The organism is Bacillus sp. USDA818B3_A (genome assembly GCF_009928415.1).
GTDB lineage: Bacteria > Bacillota > Bacilli > Bacillales > Cytobacillaceae > Neobacillus.
Genome location: NZ_JAABNN010000001.1, coordinates 312,415 through 332,888 on the forward strand (window position 1 = coordinate 312,415; position 20,474 = coordinate 332,888).

The window sequence follows — 20,474 nt, forward strand, 5'->3', positions numbered from 1 at the left end:
TCCACATTGGTTGGAAACAAAAAAGCTGTCTAGGGTTCCGTTTAAAGTGCAATCTTTAAAGTCTGGTCCGAGAGAAAGCGTACAGTTAACACTGTATACACGGAAGGATAAAAGCCTGGGAGAATTACTCTCCCCCTGGCTTTTATCCTTTTTTATTTATTCGAAGGAGGAAAAATAGATGAACACTTTATCACCCGTTATTTCAAAAATGATTCCAGCAGGCGGAAAATGGTCAGGCCAAATCAATCGTGGAAAGCAAATAACCTTTACTGCACTAGAGGACGGTGCGAATATTTCCCTGCTTTTATACAACGCCAATGATCCTGCTGAACGCTACAATATGCCGGATACCCTTAAAGCTCAACACACTGCCCATCTAACCATGGGTAATGTCCTCATGAGCGATAACGGTCGGGTTCTCGCAAGTATTATTGAAGACTCACTTGGCTGGCACGATACCATCACGGGCTATACGACTAGGGTATTGACCAATCAAAAATATGGGATCACTACTTATCAAAAACAACGTAATGATTATTACCGAAGCGGCGAAGAAAATTTTGCAGTCGAGCTATTTCGTAATGGCTTAACCTCAAGAGACCTATCCCCTGTCGTTAATTTATTCTCTAAAGTCTATTGTGATCATGAAGGAGATCTGCATTATGTCTCAGACCACTGTAAAAAAGGTGACACGGTAAGCTTGAGAATAGAAATGGATGCTATTTTGGTCCTATCCAATACACCCAATCCGCTGAACCCCGATCGTTCGTACCCGTCGGTACCTGTTCAGATCACTATAACTGAAGCTGATCCCATGCACGAGGATGATATCTGTTTCAACCATCGTCCAGAAAACAGGAGGGCATTTGAAAATACCTGGGAATACGCTCTACTTACTAAAGGAGGAATTCGCTAATGGCTGTTTTAAATCATGCAATCAGTGAAAGAAAAATGGAAAAGAGCAGTTATAACAAAACCATTCCAGCTGGAGATGGTTGGATATACACACTTGAACCAGGTCAAGTCCTTAGAATTGTAGACTTAGAAGGAAATCAGGCCGCAGATACTCTGTTTTACGATGCTGACCAGCCATCCGATCATTACAGTGCCATTAACACGATTCAGCGTCAAGGCAATGTTTATTTATCAACAGGCTCCGTTCTATTATCCGAATCCGGAAAAGAACTTGTAAAAATTGTCGCCGATACATGCGGACGTCACGATACATTAGGTGGTGCCTGTTCTGCACAGAGCAACACCGTTCGATATTCACATGATACCCTGCCAATGCATAATTGCCGCGATACCTTTATGCTCCAGTTAGCAAAACACGACAGCAGCTTTACAAAGAGGGATTTAGCTCCAAATGTCAATTTCTTCATGAATGTCCCAGTTACACCAGACGGAGGATTAACGTTTGAAGATGGTGTATCCGCACCAGGGTATTATGTAGAAATGCAGGCAATCTCAAGAACGCTGGTCCTAATTAGCAATTGCCCGCAGCTAAATAACCCTTGTAACGCATATAACCCTACACCGATCCAAGTATTGATTTGGGATAAATAACAACAAAAGGAGTGCTCATCCATGTTTAAAAAAATATTAATAGCTAACCGCGGTGCGATCGCCGTTCGAATTGAAAGAACACTAAGAAAAATGGGCATTCAGTCTGTCGCCGTCTATACGAAAGCCGATCAAGACTCATTACATGTTGACCTCGCTGACCAAGCAATGTTAATTGGAGAAGGCGCTGCTAAAGACAGTTACTTAAATATGGAACTAATCTTAAAGACCGCTTTAGACAATAATGTAGATGCCATTCATCCAGGATATGGTTTTTTAAGTGAAAATGCTGATTTCGCCCGTGCCTGCCGCGAAAAAGGGATTACTTTTATTGGTCCTACACCAGAACAGATGGAAATTTTTGGTTTAAAACATTCCGCACGTGAAATTGCGGTGAAAGCCAATGTTCCCCTTCTCCCGGGGACATCCCTTATTACTGAATTAAGTATTGCCTTATTAGAGGGAGAGCAGATTGGATATCCGGTGATGTTAAAAAGTACCGCAGGAGGCGGCGGGATTGGAATGCGCGTTTGTATGGATGAACAATCCCTTCGAGATGCGTTTGAATCCGTTTCGAGACTTGCAGAAGCCAATTTTAATAACGGTGGAGTCTTTTTAGAGAAATACATCCAAAAAGCTCGTCACGTTGAGGTTCAGATTTTTGGAAATGAATATGGCGAAGTAGCAGCACTAGGTGAACGTGATTGCTCCATCCAACGCCGCAATCAAAAAGTCGTTGAAGAGAGTCCGGCTCCTTGCTTCCCCGCTTACGTAAGAGAAGAAATGCTCGCTTCGGCGAAACGCTTAGCCCAGGAAGTTGGATACCGCAGTGCGGGTACGGTTGAATTTTTATATGATCCAGATGAAGAACGCTTCTACTTTCTCGAAGTGAATACACGTCTTCAAGTGGAGCATGGTGTAACTGAAGAAGTATTAAATATTGATTTAGTCGAGTGGATGGTCCGTGAAGCAGCAGGTGAATTAACTTCATTGGATTCACTTTATACAGCACCTAAAGGTCATAGTATCCAAGCTCGGATCTATGCGGAAGATTGCTTAAATGATTTCCGGCCAAGCGGCGGGCAGCTTGATAAGGTTCTCTTTTCCGAAAATGCCCGTATTGAAACATGGGTTAGGGATGGTTTGGTGGTCACCCCTCTTTATGACCCAATGCTTGCGAAAATCATTGTCCATGCAGAGACTCGGGAAGAAGCACTTAATCAATTAAGTTTAGCCCTAGAACAAACACGTCTTTATGGGGTAACTACTAATCTTCAATATATACAATCTCTTTTAGAAGAGGAAAATTGCCGAACAGGCAATGTCCATACCCAGATGCTAAAGGAATTTTTCCCGGATGAATCTGCCATTGAAGTTCTTGATGGCGGTATTCAATCAACTGTCCAAGATTGGCCTGGACGGGCAGGACACTGGGATGTAGGTGTACCGCCTTGCGGACCAATGGATCCTTTCTCATTTAGAATAGGAAATAAATTGCTTGGAAATGAAGAGCAGGCACCGGGCCTTGAATTAACTCTCCGAGGAGGCTCTTATCGGTTCCGCAATGAGATGGACATTGTTTTAACCGGCGCGGATATGAATGCCAAGCTTGATGATATCGATATTCCATTATATAAGGTTATCAATGTCCAGCGCGGCCAAGTCCTCTCCTTTGGTGAAGCAGCCTCAGGAATGAGAACCTATTTACTAGTAGCAGGCGGACTTGATATGCCGCTTCATCTTGGAAGTGCTTCAACCTTCACACTTGGCGGCTTTGGCGGTCATGGCGGTCGGGCATTGCGTACTGGTGATGTATTACGTGTAAATAAAAATTCAGCTGCAAATCAATGCGAGCTTCATGCTTCAATGCAGCCTGCCATTGAACGGAACTGGACAATCGGTGTGATCCCTGGTCCGCATTGTACCGAAGAATTTCTGTTACCCGATTATTTAGATCAATTAATAAGTACTAGTTGGGAGGTACATTTTAACAGTTCACGTACAGGTGTGCGCCTAATTGGCCCTGCCCCGCTTTGGGCACGTGAAGATGGCGGTGAAGCAGGTCTGCATCCATCCAATATCCATGATAACGCGTATGCGATTGGAACACTGGATTTAACCGGTGATATGCCGATATTACTCGGACCTGATGGCCCAAGCTTAGGCGGGTTTGTGTGCCCTGTTACTACGGCGTCTGCTGAATTCTGGAAAATCGGTCAGCTGCATGCCGGTGACCGAATTCAATTCCGTCTGCTTACACTAGAAGAAGCCGATCAATTGCGGAAACAGCAGGAGACGTTCCTTGAAATGGTTGGAAATGATGAAAAGTTAGTCCCTGCCCTACCCTCCTTGCCAACAGATGTTAAACAGTTTTCGCCAAACTATCCAGTCCTTAGAAGTACAGTAACAGGAAATTTCCCAATGACGATTCGTGCAGCGGGTGATGCAAACGTACTTATTGAATTTGGAGATTTGGAGCTAGATTTGCTCCTTCGTTTCCAGGTTCACGCACTAATGCAGACAATCAAAGAAGAAAAAGAAATTCCAGTTCTTGATTTAACACCAGGCATTCGTTCCCTGCAAGTTCATTTTGATTCAACCAAAATGTCCATTTTATCCGTATGTCAAGTGATTGAAACGATAAATGAAAACCTTCCGCGATTAGAAGAAATGGAAGTTCCTTCACGTATTGTTCGTCTGCCGCTTTCATGGGATGATCCAGCAACAAGACTGGCCATCGATCGTTACCAGCAAAATGTACGGCCTGATGCACCTTGGTGCCCTAGTAATCTAGAGTTTATCCGCCGCGTGAATGGCCTAAAGGACATCGACGAAGTGAAACGGATTGTATTTGAAGCTAACTACCTCGTTCTAGGCCTTGGGGATGTTTATCTCGGTGCACCAGTAGCAACACCAGTTGATCCACGTCATCGCTTAGTCACAACCAAATACAATCCTGCCCGTACATGGACACCAGAAAATGCCGTCGGAATTGGCGGAGCCTATATGTGTGTTTATGGCATGGAAGGCCCTGGCGGATACCAATTTGTTGGCCGTACAGTCCAGGTTTGGAACCGTCTGCGTGAAACAAAAAGCTTCCAGGCAGATACACCATGGCTGCTTCGCTTCTTTGACCAAATTCAATTTTATCCGGTCAGTGCGGAAGAATTACTCGATATGCGTGAGGACTTTTTACGAGGCCGTTTTGAAGTCGATATTACCGAAACAACATTTAAGCTTGGTGATTATTTAACCTTCCTCGATTCAATTACGGAGAGTACAGAACAATTCAGAGAAACACAGCAAGCCGCATTCCGTGAGGAACGTGAAAATTGGCGCAAGAACGGCCTTGCCGAGTTTATTTCAGAACATGAAACAGCTGAAACAGTTGAAGAAGTCCTGCCGGAAGGTACTGAAGGTGTTCGCACCGCACTGCCAGGCAGCATTTGGAAGGTACTGGTATCTCCAGGAGATGAAGTCAAAAAAGGCGATACATTGATCATTGAAGAAAGTATGAAAATGGAGTTTCCACAGCTGGCACCATGTGATGGATTTGTTCATTCTGTCCATGTCTCACCTGGAGATGAAGTCCATGCCGGTCAGTTGATTGTCTCTATTACCAAAGAAAAGCGAGGTGCAGCACATGCAAACGATCAACATGCCACAAACGCTGTCCATTCATGAGCTGAAGAGGAACTATCAATCTAAAAAACTTACACCGGAAGCTCTTTGTAAGGAAATTATTAAACGTGCAAAAACAGATAAAGAGTTTAATATTTGGATCACCCCTCCTTCTATGGAGATCATTGCACCCTATCTTGAAGGATTGAAAAACATGGACCCAGAGCAAACACCGCTCTGGGGCATCCCTTTTGCGATAAAAGATAATATTGATTTGGCGGATGTTCCTACCACTGCTGGGTGTGCCGAATATTCCTACACTCCCACTGAACATGCGGCAGCAGTGAAACGTTTGATTGAAGCGGGAGCCATTCCAATCGGCAAAACCAATCTCGACCAATTTGCGACTGGACTTGTCGGTACACGCAGCCCTTTTGGAGAAACGAAAAACGCCCTCTCCCCTGATTTAATCAGCGGCGGCTCAAGTTCTGGTTCTGCAGTTTCCGTTGCCCGGGGTCTTGCCGCTTTTTCATTGGGGACAGATACAGCCGGATCGGGACGCGTTCCAGCAGCTTTAAATAGACTTGTAGGCTATAAGCCAAGCCTGGGTGCTTGGCCAGTGAAGGGTGTTGTTCCCGCTTGCGCAAGTCTTGATTGCGTGACAGTCTTTGCAAACAGCCTCGCGGATACATTATTGGTGGATGAAGTGGTTCGGGGGTTTGAGGAAAATGACCCTTGGTCTCGTGAGGTAAAACGCCGCTCAAACTCCCTTCCGGAAAAGATTCTTTTATTAAAAGAAACACCTGCCTTTTTCGGACCATTTGCGGACGAATACCAACAAGCATGGGAGGCAGCTGTTGAACGCATCAAACAGCTTTCCATTCCAATTGAATACATTGATGGACATTATTTATCTGAGGCCGCTGCTATTCTATACGATGGACCATGGGTGGCAGAGCGCTGGGCGGATTTAGGCTCCTTTGTCAGCGCAAACCAAAAGGCGGTATTTCCTGTGACAGAAAAGGTACTTCGCAATGGGGCAAACCCGGATTACGATGCCGCCTCTGTTTTTAATGCCCTTCACAAACTACAAGCATTTAAACAAAAAGCGCATTATCAACTAAAGAATGCAGTCTTAATCATGCCAACATCTGGCGGTACCTGGACCCGGGAACAAGTACGGGAAAATCCTATTGATACAAACAGTCTAATGGGGCTTTATACGAACCATTGCAATCTTTTGGACCTGTGTGCGGTTGCGGTACCTGGTGATGATGCCGCTGAAAATCTTCCTTTTGGGATTACGTTGTTTTCTAGTAATGTGAATGAACACTTGATAACTGGTCTGTCAGATTTATTTTTAAACGGGGGAAATTCCTCCGTTAATAAAACAACTACGCTAGTTGCAGTGTGCGGCCTTCACATGAGAGGTTTTGCTTTGGAAAAACAAATGAGAGATCATGGCGCTGAGTTTGTTCGGGAAGCGAAAACAGCTGCTAATTACAAAATGATTAAGTTATCCTCTACTCCTCCAAAACCTGGTTTAATCCGAACAAATGGTTCGGGCGCTTCAATTGAACTGGAGTTGTGGGAAATGCCTTTGTCAGAGCTGGGATCTTTTGCAACACTCATCCCTTCCCCTCTAGGGCTTGGCAAGGTTGAACTTGATGACGGTAAGGAAGTACTTGGCTTTGTGTGTGAGGCAATTGCTGCGGAAAATAGTGAAGATATTTCATATACTGGTGGGTGGCGCTATCTATAATGAATAAGTCCATGTAGACAAGATGCTACATGGACTATTTATTTGATATCTTTGATAGCTAAATATTATTGTCTACTCAACCTTTTTTGTTCTGCTTATCCCGGTCTCTAGACCCCTTATTGTCTACCCAACTTATTCTTTTCTTTTAACTTCGGTCGTCTAGACCCCTTATTGTCTACCCAACTGGTTCTATTCTTTTAACCTCGGTCGTCAATAACCCATTGGCTACCCAATTTGTTCTTTCCAACTTCCAGCTTAATCTAATCTTAAAGCCCCCTGGCAAGCACATCTCAACCAAGGTCAGACTGCTCCACTAATTCCACTTCCAGCCATTTCCGTACACTATTTATAAACCAAACTTTTGAACTTCGCCGCAAGTCCGCAATCGTTAAGACTTTCTCACGAATCAAACCTTCCTTGAGTAACGTCTCCCGAAAAGTACCAGCGAGCAGGCCGCTGTCCACGGGAGGGGTCCATAATTCCCCCTCCAAATCCAAAACAACGTTCCCATTCGTAAATTCCGTCAACTCTTCATCTTTATTCCAAAGTAAAACATCAAAAACATCCGAAGGCATGTCCTTTTGAAATTCAAGATACATAGAACGATGGGTCGTTTTGTGATAAAGGAATAGATTGTCCGCATCGATTGGTTTACCGGCAAGCATGACCTTAATAGAATCGGAAGGTGCTGTAATCGGCTGAGCATCTATAGTTACCTCACCATCCTTGGTGACTAAAAGTCTCGCCTTCAACTTAGCATGTCTGTTCACCCCGGCCAACCTTTCTAATTTCTTACGGATATCCATTATTTCAAGAGAAAACCCAAAGTACTTGCCTGACTTATTCAGCCGCTCAAGATGTTCGTCTAACAAGAAATAATCCCCATTTTCTAAAAGAAGACTCTCTAGCAACTGAAACTCCGGCCGGTCTTCCTTTAAAAAATGCGCTTTAGCAAGAACTTCTTCATATTCCCCCTTAGAGGTAGAATCCCATGTAATCCCTCCGCCGACACCATAGGTTGCTTTACCCGTTTCCTGATCAATCAAGACCGTCCTTATTGGCACATTGAATACAGCCTCTTTATTTGGCGTGATATAACCGATTGCCCCGCAATAGACCTCACGCGGCCCCTTTTCTAAATCATTAATGATTTTCATCGTACTCACCTTTGGTGCACCAGTAATTGATGCACAAGGAAAAAGTGCTTTGAAAATATCTACTAGTTCGGTGTTTTCCGCCACTATACCTGTAATCGTCGATGTCATTTGGTAGACCGTTGGGTACGGCTCAATCTCAAATAATTTAGGAACTTTAACCGTCCCGAATTCTGACACAAGTGATAAGTCATTACGAAGCATATCAACGATCATGACATTTTCTGCGCGATTTTTTTCAGATAGATACAGCCAGCGGGCATTCGCCTGATCTTCGTCAAAGGATTTGCCTCGTTTAATCGTTCCTTTCATAGGGCGTGTGGTTATCATTTCCCCTTGCAGATGGAAAAACAACTCAGGTGATGCCGATAAAATACTATGTTCACCGGTATTAATATACGCACAATAATTGGAAGACTGCGCATTTTTCAATTTCTGAAAAAAAGCCAGATCATCCCCTTCAAACTGACTAGTAAGCCGTATTGTATAATTGGTTTGGTATGTATCTCCCCTTTCAATCCCATCTTTGACCGCTTGGATGGAACGGGTATATTCTTCTAAACTGACGGAAGGCTCCCATCCTGATAATGTAAAATTCCCTGTATGGTTTGTGCTTTGGTGCTCTGGTTCAGAAAAAATGCCAAACCAGAGTAACGGCATCTTACTTTCGGTATGAGTAATAAATGCGGCATCAAATGCCGGTGCACTTTCGTAAGATAAAAATCCTGCCGCATAATAACCATTGTTTATTTCTTCCTGTACAAGCTGAAAACACGGCAAAACTTCATCTATGGTAAAAGCCGCAATCACTTTCTGAGGATTTTTAAATATTAGCGGCTTAATCTCCCCCTGTGAAGAAGCGAATTCAAAAATTAACAAAGGTTCTTTTTTATGTTTTGTCTGCATCCTGACGTCCCTTTTATCTTTAATTTATATGGATTATTTTCACATAATAAATAGTGACAATAATTTTTGGGAAAAGCAACTCTTTTCCTTTTATTTTATCTACTATTATAATAGGTTAAAGAGCATCGTAAGAAAAATAAAGGAGCTAATCATATGATTAATGTCTTATTCGTTTGTCTTGGCAACATTTGCCGTTCACCAATGGCAGAAGCCTTGTTTCGTGACCTAGTAAAAAAAGAAAATCTGTCTGACAAAGTAACTGTTGATTCTGCTGCCACCAGCTCGTGGCAGATCGGGTCTCCGCCTCATAAAGGAACACTTGCAATTTTTAAAAAATATAACATTTCAGCAAATGGTCTCGTTGGACGTCAAATAACTAAAGAAGACTTTGAGAAGTTTGACTACATAGTAGGTATGGATGAAAGCAACCTAAGGAATATTTATGAAATTACGGGAAGACCTAAGCATCCAAAAATCATTCGACTGCTTGATTTAACGGAACATAGAAAGGATGTGCCAGACCCCTATTATACGGGGGATTTTGAAGAAACCTACCAGCTGGTTTCAGCAGGCTGTCAGGCATTACTAGCGAGAATAAAGAACGAACAAAATTTAACAAAGTAAGCTCCCACAATAACTAATTCTTCAGCTAAATTTCGAGGTGAACTTCTTGGAGGAAAAATCGGCTCGTATCTATCTATTATTTCTTTGTTTGTACGCTGTCACCTATATGGGTAATGCGGTTTATGGTACCTTTATGCCTGTTTACTTAAAAAGCATAGGTTTGAGTCAGACTTCCATCGCTACCCTATTAAGCTTTGGACCATTAATAGCACTCCTTGCACAGCCTATATGGGGAAGCATTGGGGACCGGGCAGAAAGCAAAAACCGTGTCCTTCAGCTGCTGGCATTCGGATGTGGGGTTTCCATATTGTTACTGCCAGTATCAAACCAGTACCTTTATTTATTACTAATTATCTGTCTAATAACTTTTTTCCAAACATCGATCTATCCATTAAGCGACGCGATTACTTTAGAACATCTTGCCCGGACAAAATGGAATTTTGGTCCGATTCGGTTGGCGGGTACGATCGGATTTGCGGTCATGTCAGTAGTGTTTGGCCTTGTAGCAAAAAAGAATATTAATAGCATATATATCGTATACTCTCTAATCATGCTGCTAACCCTGTTAATTTGTACTCAATTGCCCAAAATAAAAGGCCATCAATCTAGTAAAAATAAGGTTTCGCTCTTGGTTTTGTTGAAAAATCGAAAACTCGTTTTATTTATATTATTAAATTTTATCGTTCAGATTACCCTTGGTTATTATTACGCTTTTTTCCCAATCTATTATAATCAATTAGGTGCAGATAATAGTTTGTTAGGCTGGTCGATGCTTTTCTCTGCGATGAGTGAACTGCCGTTTTTACTATTCGGGCATAAAATTATCGAACGGTTTAGTATACCCGTCGTCTTAGTTGCTACCGCCTTTTTCGCGGGAGTTCGGTGGCTTCTCTGTTATTTTGTCCATAATCCGTATCTCGTGCTTCCGATTCAAATGCTGCATGGTTTAATTTTTATCGTACTTTCTGTAACTTTAGCTATTTATATCAATCAAGAAGTGCCTAAAGAACTAAAGGCCTCCGGACAAACAATGAATGGGTTAATTAGCTTAGGTTTAGCTAGAATAATAGGAAGTATGGCCGGAGGAATTGCCAGTGAATATGTAGGCATGCGGGAAGTATTCTTATATAATGCCATTGTCGCCTTTATTACGTTTATCGTTTTTGTAGTTATTTTCTTAAGAGAATCGAAAGCTGTTCAAAAAGCGGCCGCATAGGTAGTCTCATTTGATAGACAAAAGACCCATTGAAATCGCGTGTATTTCAATGGGTCCACCTTAAACTTAATTAAATATTTTAAAATAAAACACTTGATAATGACACAACAGTAGTTACTGTTATCATACTGAGTACGGTTGACATTAAGACAACTTGTGCGGCATATTCCGGATGATTCCCATACTCTAAAGCAAAAAGTGCGCTGTTTCTTGAGGTAGGGAAAGAGCTGGCAATAAACAACGCCTGTGCTGTCGTTCCATCTAAATTCAATGTAAATATAATCGCTAAAGCGATCAATGGAGAAATAATAAGACGGCCGAACAAACTTAAATAAAGTGGTAAGGAAAATCGACTAATTTTTATATATGCACTTTGTGCACCAAGAGTAATTAATGCGATTGCTAAAAACGCATTTGACGTATTATGAATCGGCGACCAAATAAAAGATGGAATTTTAACATGGAAAGAATGAAGAATCAATCCTAATAAAAAGGCATAAATAACAGGGTTTTTTAGAAATTCCTTTAACGCCTGAAAACCCTTTTGGTCTACGGAAACCGAATTTAACAATCCATAGGTATAGGTCAGCAGATTTTGGAAAATCATCACCACAATTTGAATCGATGCTCCTAATGGGTTATGTTGAAAAACCAGCTGACTCACCGGTAATCCAAAGTTTCCGGAATTGTTCAGTACAATACTATTTTTGAAAGTAGATGATAGACTGTTATCAAACCTGGCTGCTTTAGCCAGGATGGTACTTACCGCCATCAAACAAGTACATTGGAGTACTAAAAAACCGAGAATATGAACCAGCGTCTCCCCACCAATATTATTCTGGTAGATATTCGTAAATCCCACTGCAGGCATAAGAAAGTACGTATTCAATTTTGATAACGTCCCCATATCAAATCTAAACTTCCTATGGAGCAATGCACCTGCACCAATTAAAACAAATACAGGTAAAATGACATTTAATAAGATTAAAAAAAAGACTTTCATATAACTCTCCTATTTTTTTCGACAAACTCCAAAAGCCCCTTGTAGGAGCTTCTGAAATTTTATGCTAGGTAATTAGATTGGAATAATAGACAAGACAAGCGCAACTAAAATCATCACCGCTGTAGAACCGCAGGCCCATTTTAAAAATGAACGCTGTAAATCTCCGAAATCTTCTCCAACCATTCCTACTAATAAATAAGTGGAAGGTACAAGCGGGCTCAATAAATGAACTGGCAGCCCTAAAAGTGAGGCACGGCCAATCATTGCTGGATCAATTCCATAGGAGCTTGCGGCTTTCGCAAGCAGCGGAAGTACCCCATAGTAAAAAGCATCATTGGACATAAAAAATGTAAAGGGAGCACTAATAATCGCTGTTATAACGGCGAAATGAGAACCCAATGCCTCTGGGATATGGGTAATCATCGAATTGGCCATCGCATCCACCATTTTGGTCCCTGAAAGAATTCCTGTAAAAATTCCTGCAGCAAAAACCATAGAAACAACTGATAAGGCATTATCTGCATAATGCATAATCCGCTCTTTTTGTTCTTGGATATTTGGATAATTAATTGTGATCGCAATGGCAAAACCAATCATGAATAAAACAGTACTTGGAAGCAGCTCCTGAATAAGTGCAATTAAAAGAACGATAGTTAATAGATAATTCACAATGATTAATTTTGGTCGTTTAAGGGCGGCATCCTCCGTTGTAGCTGCCATCATCGACATTGTGCTATAGTCGATTTGAAGCACACCGATCCGTTTACGTTCTTTTCTGCCTAGGGCAAAAGCCATGAACAATACAAACAAAACCCCGCCAATCATACTTGGAATGACTGGAGTAAAGATATCTCCCATTTCAAGGTTTAGCGCTGTCATGGCTCGAGCCGTTGGGCCTCCCCATGGCAGGAGATTCATAACACCTGAAGCAGAAACAGCAATTCCAGCTAGAACTAATGGTTTCATACCAATCCGCTTGTACAAAGGAAGCATGGCGGATATCGTTATCATGTAAGTTGTGGTTCCATCTCCATCAAGAGAGATTAATAAAGCAAGTACGGCAGTCCCGATTGCGATTTTCACCGGATCCCCTTTTACTAGTTTTAAAATCGTTGAAATGATAGGATCAAACACCCCAGCATCAATCATAATCCCAAAAAAGAGAATGGCAAAAAGAATCATGATTCCCGTTGGTGCGACACTTTTTATCCCCTCTAGCGCCATTGGCCCCAAATCTTTGCCAAATCCCCCAATTAAGGCAAAGACAACTGGAACCACCATGAGTGCAATCATGGCAGATAGCCGTTTGGTCATAATTAAAATCATAAAAATAATAATCATTAAAAATCCTAAAATTGCAAGCATCTTTTCTCACCCCATTTGTTTGTAAATTTATAATAATCTAACTATTACTCTTTGAAAACGATTACAAAATAAAGTTATTAAAGTACTTAAAAACCTATTTTGTACATTTTGTTCACAGCAGGAATTCTACTATAAATAATAAAGTAGGGAAACCTCTCACGAGGCTTCCCCCTTATCAAACCGTACGTGCCCTATTAAGGCATACGGCTTACCAACATGTTACATTGAATACCCTGTTTTACCCTGTGCACAGTTAATCATTTGGACTCTTTTTGCTGTGAAGTAAACCTCTCCACGTTCTTTAGCTCTTTGTAGTTTTCTTTTATATCGCTTTTCTTGTCTTTCCTTCATGTACTGTATGTAGTCCTCAATGGTGTGACCATATTGCTTTTCATAATAATATTGAAAAGCTGGAATTAGTCCAATCTTCGCAAAGAACTCTATTCCCATTTTGTTTTCATCTTATGTCCCTTATTTTGGCTTGGATGGTCATGTATCATCGCTACTCTTAGCCTTTGTCTTATATAGCTATCTATGGCTAATAAATCATTATAGATAACATTGAAGAAACATGAAAATTCTCTTCCATACTTTTTATTCTCGTTTATTGCTTTCCAAAGAGTTAAAAAGTAATTTACTTTTCCTCGTATTACTTGGTTCACACGTTCAACCCACACTTCTTTGCTAAAAGTTAGGGATTTCATTGTTTTATCCTTTATCTTTTGGCGAAAGTCTTTCCATGTAGAATCCTTTGGTTTAGCTATGTAGTATGGTTTGCCATCTTTCTTCCTATTCCTCCAGTGCTCAAAAGTGAATCCAAGGAAATCAAAATCATCGTTTTGAAAATCGACGATTTTCGTTTTCTCTATTGAGATTTCAAGCCCTAGTTCAGCTAGCTTTAACTTTGTAATTGATTCTGCACGCACAATTTCTTCTTTTGTTTTGGCAAACAAAAGGAAATCATCGGCATATCTGACGAAGTGAATTCCATGAGTTTCAAGCTCCCAATCGAGTTCATTTAGAAAGAGATTCGCAAGTAATGGTGAAATCACACCCCCTTGCGGGGTTCCAGAGTCTACCTTGTGATACTTTCCTTCTTCCATGTAGCCCGCTTTAAGCCATTTCCAAATTAGGTCGAGTACGGTTCCATCAGCTATATATTTATTAAGTATCTTCATCAACTTTTTATGAGGAATGTTGTCAAAGAATCCCTTAATATCACAATCGTAAATATAGTTGTAGCCACTTTCAATATTCCAAGTAATGATTTGCATTACTCTTTTAGCTCCAAGATTTGGGCGATATCCGCATGACCATTTGTGGTAAATGAATTCTTCACATTTAGGTTCAAGTACATTAACCACAGCTTGTTGAACGATACGGTCTTCAATATTGGGTATCCCCAGCGGGCGAAGTTTTCCATTCTTTTTGGGGATATATTTTCTTCGTACTGGTGACGGAGTGTACTCTTTAATTCTAAGTCTTTGGAGTAATTGACTTAGATTTTTCTCTTCGTTAATTGCGTAACTTTGGACTGTTTCTCCGTCTACACCTCCAGCCCCATTATTGCTTTTAACCTTTTCCCAAGCTGTTTTTAGCTTTCTATCAAAAAGAATTTGTCCATATACACTGTGCCATTTGAACTTTAGTTCCTGATTCAATGCTTATTCCACACCTTTCATTATGCACCTTCAGTTCGTTTTTACCGAGGTAACGTGAACTGTTATCATTACACACTTTTATAAGTGTAGAGCCACGAGGTCGCTCCTCCTTCCGTTCAGATTACGTTTGGTCGCAATCTTACTCCCGTACTATGAGGGCGTCTGACTTCTCCACTTGTGTTGATAACTTCGGATTTCCCTTATATATCAACACCTAAAGTTAAAGTGGAGACCTCACGGGGTCATCGCACTTTCCTTCTGAACATACCCAGCACCATCACTTGATAAGCCCTCCTTAGTCGACTGGTTCTTTGGCTAAGAAACTCTGAAGTTGGGCTTCCCGTTCTTCTCGCACGGTCGCCGACTTATCCTGCCGCATGTGCTTCACGCTTTCGCATTTGGGTCTGCTCATCCGACTGCGGGTCTCTCGATTTTCCGCATCTCCTTCAGACACTACCTCACGGTAATGCCATAGATTAGTCTTCGTAGGTTATACCAGTATTCCTACGGGAGGACTTGCACCTCCGAGAGAATATACCTTCTGGGATTCGGGGTCTGTTATTACCGAAGTAACATGACCCAACCTTTAACAGTAAATTCATGCTTATATAAAAGCAAAGGTACGACTGCCCGTCGCACAAAAAAGAAGATGCCACTCCGGCATCTTCACTAAATAGGATAATACTTCCTTTCAGGTCTTCCTACAATTCCATAAACAACTTCCGTCTTTGCTTCGTTGATGGAGGCTAGATACTCCAGATAACGGCGTGCTGTTATTCGAGAAGCCCCCATTTCCTTCCCCACTTCTTCAGCTGAGAGACCATAATTTCGATTAAAAAGAACGTTTTTCACCTTGCCAAGCGTAATCTCATCAATTCCTTTCGGCAGCCCATTACCTTTGCCAACATTTTCACTTAATTTATTTCCAAATAAAAGGTCAATATAATGCTGATCTACTTCTTGTTCGGAAGAAAGGAGGGCATATTTTTTTATATACTCTAAAATCACTTCGTCAAATTTTTCTCGGTTTACAGGCTTAATCAAATAATTTTCAACACCGTAGCTTAATGCCTTTTCAATGAAAAGTTTATCTGTGGCCGCGGTGATCATAATAATACTGACCTTTGGGAAACGTTCTCTGATCGCAGGCAGTAAATCTGACCCGAGCGTATCAGGCATATACACATCTAGAATTAATAAATCAATTTGTGTCTCTGCCATCATTTTTGTCGTCTCCTGACCATTCAATGCTTTCCCGACCACTTCAATTTCATTAAACTTTTTTAAAAATTTTTCATGTATTTCTGCCACTCGAAAATCATCTTCTGCAATCGCTGTTTTTATCTTATACATGTTCATGTCTCCTCTCATATTGCTTAGGAAGATATACTGTAAAAACAGTACCATGTTCGAGGTCACTTTGAACCTCAATCATACCTTTCAATTCGACGACAGCATCTTCTGTATTTGATAAACCAAATCCCCTTGGCCTGTCCCCGCTCTTTGAAGTAAAACCTCTTGCGAATAAAAGCGGAATATCCACTTCACTGATTCCCTCTCCATTGTCCGAAACTTCAAATATGATATCACTGCCAATATCTGTGGCAAAAAATTTAACTGTAGGATTATCGCTTTTAGATACAGCTTCAAAGGCATTATCTATTAAATTCCCTAGTATGACAATAAGGTTAGAGAATTTTAAATGGTTAGGCAAAGTATCTAAAAAACTTTCAGCAAGAATCTCGAACTTAATCTTCTTTTCGGATGCTTTACCCAATTTCCCTAAGAGAATGGCTTGAACTTTCGAGTCTTTAATCTGGTTAAATAAAATGGTATTCTGAACCTCCAATACCTGTGTTTCCGATTGAATCATCGCAATTGCCTCCTCAAATTCACCTAGCTGAAGGAGGCCAGATAACACATATAACTTATTTGTGTATTCGTGTGTATGGGCACGAAGGTCTTCCGAATAACTCTTCACTTCAGAAATGGTGTTTACCATTTGTTCAATTTCCGTTTTATCACGAAAAGATGCAACTACCCCACTGATGACTGGACCGTCAAAAAGCGGAGTACAATTGACGATCACCGTTTTTTCCTTCCAAACCACCTCTTGATCGACTATTGGACTTCCGGTATATAAGACTTCATATAAAAAGTCGGAAGGAAACAAGCCATCCACTTTAAAATGGCGGACAGAACCGTTTATTTGTAAGAGATTCTTTGCTGGCTGATTCATACTAGTGATGAAACCATCTCTATTAATAGATAAAATTCCCTCTTTTACTCCATGAAGCACGGCATTTTTTTCTTTATACAGTGCAGCAATTTCATAGGGTTCGAGGCCCATGGTATCTTTACGAATATTGCGGCCAAGAAGCATACTGCCAACAAATGAAATGAATAGGGCAAAAATAGAAACTAAAAGCACTTTTATGATATTTTTAGTGATTTGCTGATGAACGTCTTCTAACAGGAATCCAACCGAAACGACCCCTATCACTTCTCCATTTTTGTCAAGGATCGGTGATTTCCCTCTAATGGAAGGTCCCAGCGATCCATTGGCTTCGGAGATATAATATTCCCCTTTTAAAATCGCCTTTTCATTATCTCCACCAGTCATCTTCTTCCCTATCATTGAAGATAATGGATGGGAGTATCTAGTGCCATCGATGTTTCCGACTACAACAAATTCAGCACCGGTTTCTTTCCTAATCTTTTCTGCTAGCGGCTGTATGATTTTTGATGGATTACTCGACCCAAACCCATTAATAATTGTTGGCATAAACGAAACTGTTTTTGAAATTTCAAGGGCTAGCTTCCCCTTATTTTCCTCTATTTGTTTACTTTCCATATAGCTATAAAAAGAGGTCATCAATAGGATTAATAATAATCCCAATAATAGGGCCAGCCCAAAGATTTTTGTTTGAAGTGATACATTTTTAGTTTTCAGGCCACATCCCTCCTTGTGATGTAAGATTATAGAAACATAATTTTATTATATCCTTACTTGATAGATATTGCTTTTACATAAACAAAAAAACTATCATATAGATAGTTTAAATGTTATATATTTATTGTTCACGATTTACCATATAAGTCATTAGATGTTTTAGGAAAGAGGTTTTCAGCGGGACTTCCTGCAGCGCTTCAACGGCTAGACAGTAATGATTCCACATCTCTTTTCTAGCACCGTCTTGACCTAGAATAGATACGAAAGTTGAATTGTTGTTTTCAGAATCCTTATGAACTGGCTTTCCCATGATCAATTGGTTTCCTTCCACATCAAGTAAATCATCCTTAATTTGAAAGGCAATCCCAGCATGAAAAGCATATTTCTTTAAGGCTTCCATTTCATTTTGGCTGGCATTAGCGAGCATAGCAGGCATGAGTAAGCAGGCTTCGAATGCAAGTCCTGTCTTATAAAAACACATGCGATTCAACTGTTCGAGTGTTAATTGTTTACCTTTTGAATCCAAGTCCATCTCCTGGCCGATACACATTGCTTCCGTTGTTTTAGCGGAATATTGTATTAACTCAAGTACTATTTTTGGATCAAATTCTTTAAGACAAGTCTGCTCCTCGATTGCCCGTTGAGTCAAAAAAAGTCCGGTTAATTCTGCAACAGCATGTGTTTTTTCTTTATGCAGTGTTAGTCGTCCCCTGCGCGTGGCTGAATTATCTTGGGATGGCAAGTCATCGAAGATTAACGATGCCGTATGCATATATTCTAATGATTTCAAAAGAGGCATGATTGCTGACGGATTTAATCCGTATTCATTAACGCCCATAACCCAAGTAATAATGGGTCGCAACCTCTTACCGTCCCCTTCAAGGCTGTAATTTGCAGCGCTGATAATGGTATTCTTCATCAAAGAAACATCTTCGAGTGCAGTGATACGTAAACTGTCATTAATCTGATTACGAACAAATTGAATTGTTTCTTGAAAGTCTTCCTGCTCCTGCCTTTCCTTCTTCAACGTACTAATAATATGGTCGCGGAGCAGCTTATCAAAGAAATCTACATCGTCTGCTTTTTGGACCATTTTTTGAATAACTTTATTAAAAACTGGGTTTCCTGAAGCAAACAGGTCCATCACTTCTTTGTACTTTTCAGGCCCCACTCGTTCTTTGAATCGTTTTAGACCGTTTATGGCACGATCAAGGATGATTTCTCGTGTCATAGGATCGGAATGATAGACATGATGAATCAAATGATTGATCACTGCCCAATATAATTCAAACGGATTGATTAGATCCGGACGCTGTTTATGATAGGTTAAATAATAAGTATAAGGAGTCACTGCTCCTTCCTGCAAATCGTCAAACATGTCAGCAAAATCATCTGCAAGCTGATTATAAATACCGTAATAGAAGGTTCGGTTATCAAAACCTTCGTCTTCCGGGGCACTAATGACTGAACGAACGATTAATCTTGAAGAGGAAGATTTCAAGATTACAGGGATGAAAAGCTCCTCATTGGTGTAATCAGATTTATTTATATCCTTGTCTCGATCCACTTCTTGAGAGTTAAAAAATATATAGGATTGTTCAAAAAAAGATTCCAGCGTCTGTGGCTGCTGTTCACTTTTAATATATTCATAGGCATCCTTCAACTCAGAGTGAATAAATTGAAGCAATTTCTCATTTTTCCCCTTCCAATCCCCAAGCTCTCCGACTGCTCCGGTTATTAAGGTAGTACGTATTAAGCTGGAATATCGCACCTTTTCTTCTACCGATAAGACGTTGGAATCGAGAAGATCGTCAATAAAAGGATAGGTCAAACCATAGGAATAGCCAAGCCTGATTGCTTTGTCCAGTCTCTGTTTCCGTTCTTCACGAGATACTTTCTCATCCATGTCGTCAACTACGTGCATAATAACGCCAGCTATGATTTTAATTAGTTTTCGCTGCGCATGATCGGCATCCATTCCCTCCGGAAGATTAGTGGAAACAGACTTTAGTTTATCCAATACCCAAATCATTGTCGATTCAATGCCTTCCCTCTGGGCCCAACGATATAAACCGGCTGCGGAAAATGAGGTTTTTTCCTCTTTTTCATTTTCAGTCAGGGTTTTAGTTAAATTATCAACCGCACGGCGAATCTTTGCGCGGGTATCAGCTGAATCAAGTGCTTTGCCCAGGTCGCGCATATAAAGATAGGAAATACTGCGGTCGAGATAGTTATCCAATTTTCCGGTGTAATCAAGCCAACGTATATAATTTTGATATCCTTGCGATTGAGTTTTTTTCTTCATGCTGGTGATAAAAGACAATAATGAATGATGATGGATATGTTTTCGTTTCCAGGTTTGTATATCTTTTGTTAAGGAATGAACATATGTTTTATCTATGACCTGTTGATACAGTGCTTGAAAATATATAGCAGCTCTTTCCTCCGCCAGTTGATAACATGTATCGGCATTATTTAAATATTTCTTATTCATATATTTCATTACCTCTACTTTTAATCTCTTAATATATTATATTTAACTAAAAACGATACAACCCATGTGTTTAGTTGGACCATCAATTATTTTTAATTATACCTGAAAATACTTACCTATTTCTTAATGGTACTAGTAATTTATTTTATTCT

General features: G+C 40.6%; 14 protein-coding genes and 1 riboswitch. Of the genes, 6 read left to right on the forward strand and 8 right to left on the reverse strand.

Translation table 11 applies throughout. The annotated features are described in order from the left end of the window. The first annotated feature begins 18 nt into the window (after positions 1-18). Positions 19-124: riboswitch (guanidine-I (ykkC/yxkD leader) on the forward strand. Between the two features lie 54 nt (positions 125-178). The 4 genes from GXK58_RS01535 to atzF are packed head-to-tail and all read left to right on the forward strand — an operon-like array spanning position 179 to position 6,946. Then, on the forward strand, positions 179-916 hold the full coding sequence (locus GXK58_RS01535) for an urea amidolyase associated protein UAAP1 (RefSeq protein WP_160719216.1): 738 nt from the start codon (positions 179-181) through the stop codon (positions 914-916). Then, on the forward strand, positions 916-1,566 hold the full coding sequence (locus GXK58_RS01540; protein ID WP_160719217.1) for an urea amidolyase associated protein UAAP2: 651 nt from the start codon (positions 916-918) through the stop codon (positions 1,564-1,566). Before GXK58_RS01535 ends, GXK58_RS01540 begins: the two co-directional genes overlap by 1 nt. A 21-nt stretch (positions 1,567-1,587) precedes the next feature. Continuing rightward, positions 1,588-5,247, forward strand: a complete 3,660-nt coding sequence (uca, locus tag GXK58_RS01545; protein WP_160719218.1) for an urea carboxylase — start codon at positions 1,588-1,590, stop codon at positions 5,245-5,247. Then, a complete protein-coding gene (gene atzF / locus GXK58_RS01550) occupies positions 5,207-6,946 on the forward strand; it encodes an allophanate hydrolase (protein WP_160719220.1) in 1,740 nt (579 codons plus the stop codon). The genes uca and atzF overlap by 41 nt, the downstream gene beginning before the upstream one ends. Before the next feature lie 290 nt (positions 6,947-7,236). Here the strand turns inward: atzF and pabB are convergent, their stop codons facing one another. After that, on the reverse strand, positions 7,237-9,006 hold the full coding sequence (gene pabB / locus GXK58_RS01555; RefSeq protein WP_160719221.1) for an aminodeoxychorismate synthase component I: 1,770 nt from the start codon (positions 9,004-9,006) through the stop codon (positions 7,237-7,239). 153 nt (positions 9,007-9,159) lie between these two features. Here pabB and GXK58_RS01560 point away from each other — a divergent pair, with 153 nt between their 5' ends. Together GXK58_RS01560 and GXK58_RS01565 are read left to right on the forward strand one after the other, a co-directional pair. Beyond that, positions 9,160-9,630 (forward strand): low molecular weight protein-tyrosine-phosphatase, encoded by a 471-nt coding sequence (locus GXK58_RS01560; protein WP_160719223.1) that lies wholly within the window; start codon positions 9,160-9,162, stop codon positions 9,628-9,630. Between the two features lie 46 nt (positions 9,631-9,676). Continuing rightward, the gene (locus tag GXK58_RS01565) at positions 9,677-10,846 is read left to right on the forward strand and encodes an MFS transporter (RefSeq protein ID WP_160719224.1); all 1,170 of its coding nucleotides are present in this window, start codon (positions 9,677-9,679) and stop codon (positions 10,844-10,846) included. Between the two features lie 79 nt (positions 10,847-10,925). Here the strand turns inward: GXK58_RS01565 and GXK58_RS01570 are convergent, their stop codons facing one another. From GXK58_RS01570 to GXK58_RS01595, 7 genes are all read right to left on the reverse strand, one after another. After that, on the reverse strand, positions 10,926-11,849 hold the full coding sequence (locus tag GXK58_RS01570; protein ID WP_160719225.1) for an AEC family transporter: 924 nt from the start codon (positions 11,847-11,849) through the stop codon (positions 10,926-10,928). A gap of 72 nt (positions 11,850-11,921) precedes the next feature. Next, positions 11,922-13,214, reverse strand: a complete 1,293-nt coding sequence (locus GXK58_RS01575) for a CitMHS family transporter (protein WP_160719227.1) — start codon at positions 13,212-13,214, stop codon at positions 11,922-11,924. Positions 13,215-13,433: 219 nt separating this feature from the next. Continuing rightward, complete coding sequence (locus GXK58_RS26950) at positions 13,434-13,664, reverse strand: hypothetical protein (protein WP_202171259.1); 231 nt, start codon at positions 13,662-13,664, stop codon at positions 13,434-13,436. Continuing rightward, a complete protein-coding gene (gene ltrA, locus GXK58_RS01580) occupies positions 13,655-14,875 on the reverse strand; it encodes a group II intron reverse transcriptase/maturase (RefSeq protein ID WP_202171260.1) in 1,221 nt (406 codons plus the stop codon). The genes GXK58_RS26950 and ltrA overlap by 10 nt, the downstream gene beginning before the upstream one ends. 669 nt (positions 14,876-15,544) lie before the next feature. Next, a complete protein-coding gene (locus tag GXK58_RS01585; RefSeq protein WP_160719228.1) occupies positions 15,545-16,228 on the reverse strand; it encodes a response regulator in 684 nt (227 codons plus the stop codon). Continuing rightward, positions 16,221-17,774, reverse strand: a complete 1,554-nt coding sequence (locus GXK58_RS01590) for a sensor histidine kinase (protein ID WP_337248154.1) — start codon at positions 17,772-17,774, stop codon at positions 16,221-16,223. The genes GXK58_RS01585 and GXK58_RS01590 overlap by 8 nt, the downstream gene beginning before the upstream one ends. A 175-nt stretch (positions 17,775-17,949) precedes the next feature. Further along, positions 17,950-20,331: a polyprenyl synthetase family protein gene (locus GXK58_RS01595; protein ID WP_202171261.1), complete on the reverse strand. Its 2,382-nt coding sequence runs from the start codon at positions 20,329-20,331 to the stop codon at positions 17,950-17,952. Positions 20,332-20,474: the final 143 nt, after the last annotated feature.

Excerpts from the sequence above, each read along its gene's own strand:
- GXK58_RS01560 (WP_160719223.1), top strand. The coding sequence starts at position 9,160 with ATGATTAATGTCTTATTCGTTTGTCTTGGCAACATTTGCCGTTCACCA.
- uca (WP_160719218.1), top strand. The coding sequence starts at position 1,588 with ATGTTTAAAAAAATATTAATAGCTAACCGCGGTGCGATCGCCGTTCGA.
- GXK58_RS01570 (WP_160719225.1), bottom strand. The coding sequence starts at position 11,849 with ATGAAAGTCTTTTTTTTAATCTTATTAAATGTCATTTTACCTGTATTT.
- GXK58_RS01535 (WP_160719216.1), top strand. The coding sequence starts at position 179 with ATGAACACTTTATCACCCGTTATTTCAAAAATGATTCCAGCAGGCGGA.
- GXK58_RS01575 (WP_160719227.1), bottom strand. The coding sequence starts at position 13,214 with ATGCTTGCAATTTTAGGATTTTTAATGATTATTATTTTTATGATTTTA.
- pabB (WP_160719221.1), bottom strand. The coding sequence starts at position 9,006 with ATGCAGACAAAACATAAAAAAGAACCTTTGTTAATTTTTGAATTCGCT.
- atzF (WP_160719220.1), top strand. The coding sequence starts at position 5,207 with ATGCAAACGATCAACATGCCACAAACGCTGTCCATTCATGAGCTGAAG.
- GXK58_RS01585 (WP_160719228.1), bottom strand. The coding sequence starts at position 16,228 with ATGTATAAGATAAAAACAGCGATTGCAGAAGATGATTTTCGAGTGGCA.
- GXK58_RS01595 (WP_202171261.1), bottom strand. The coding sequence starts at position 20,331 with ATGAAATATATGAATAAGAAATATTTAAATAATGCCGATACATGTTAT.
- GXK58_RS26950 (WP_202171259.1), bottom strand. The coding sequence starts at position 13,664 with ATGGGAATAGAGTTCTTTGCGAAGATTGGACTAATTCCAGCTTTTCAA.
- GXK58_RS01540 (WP_160719217.1), top strand. The coding sequence starts at position 916 with ATGGCTGTTTTAAATCATGCAATCAGTGAAAGAAAAATGGAAAAGAGC.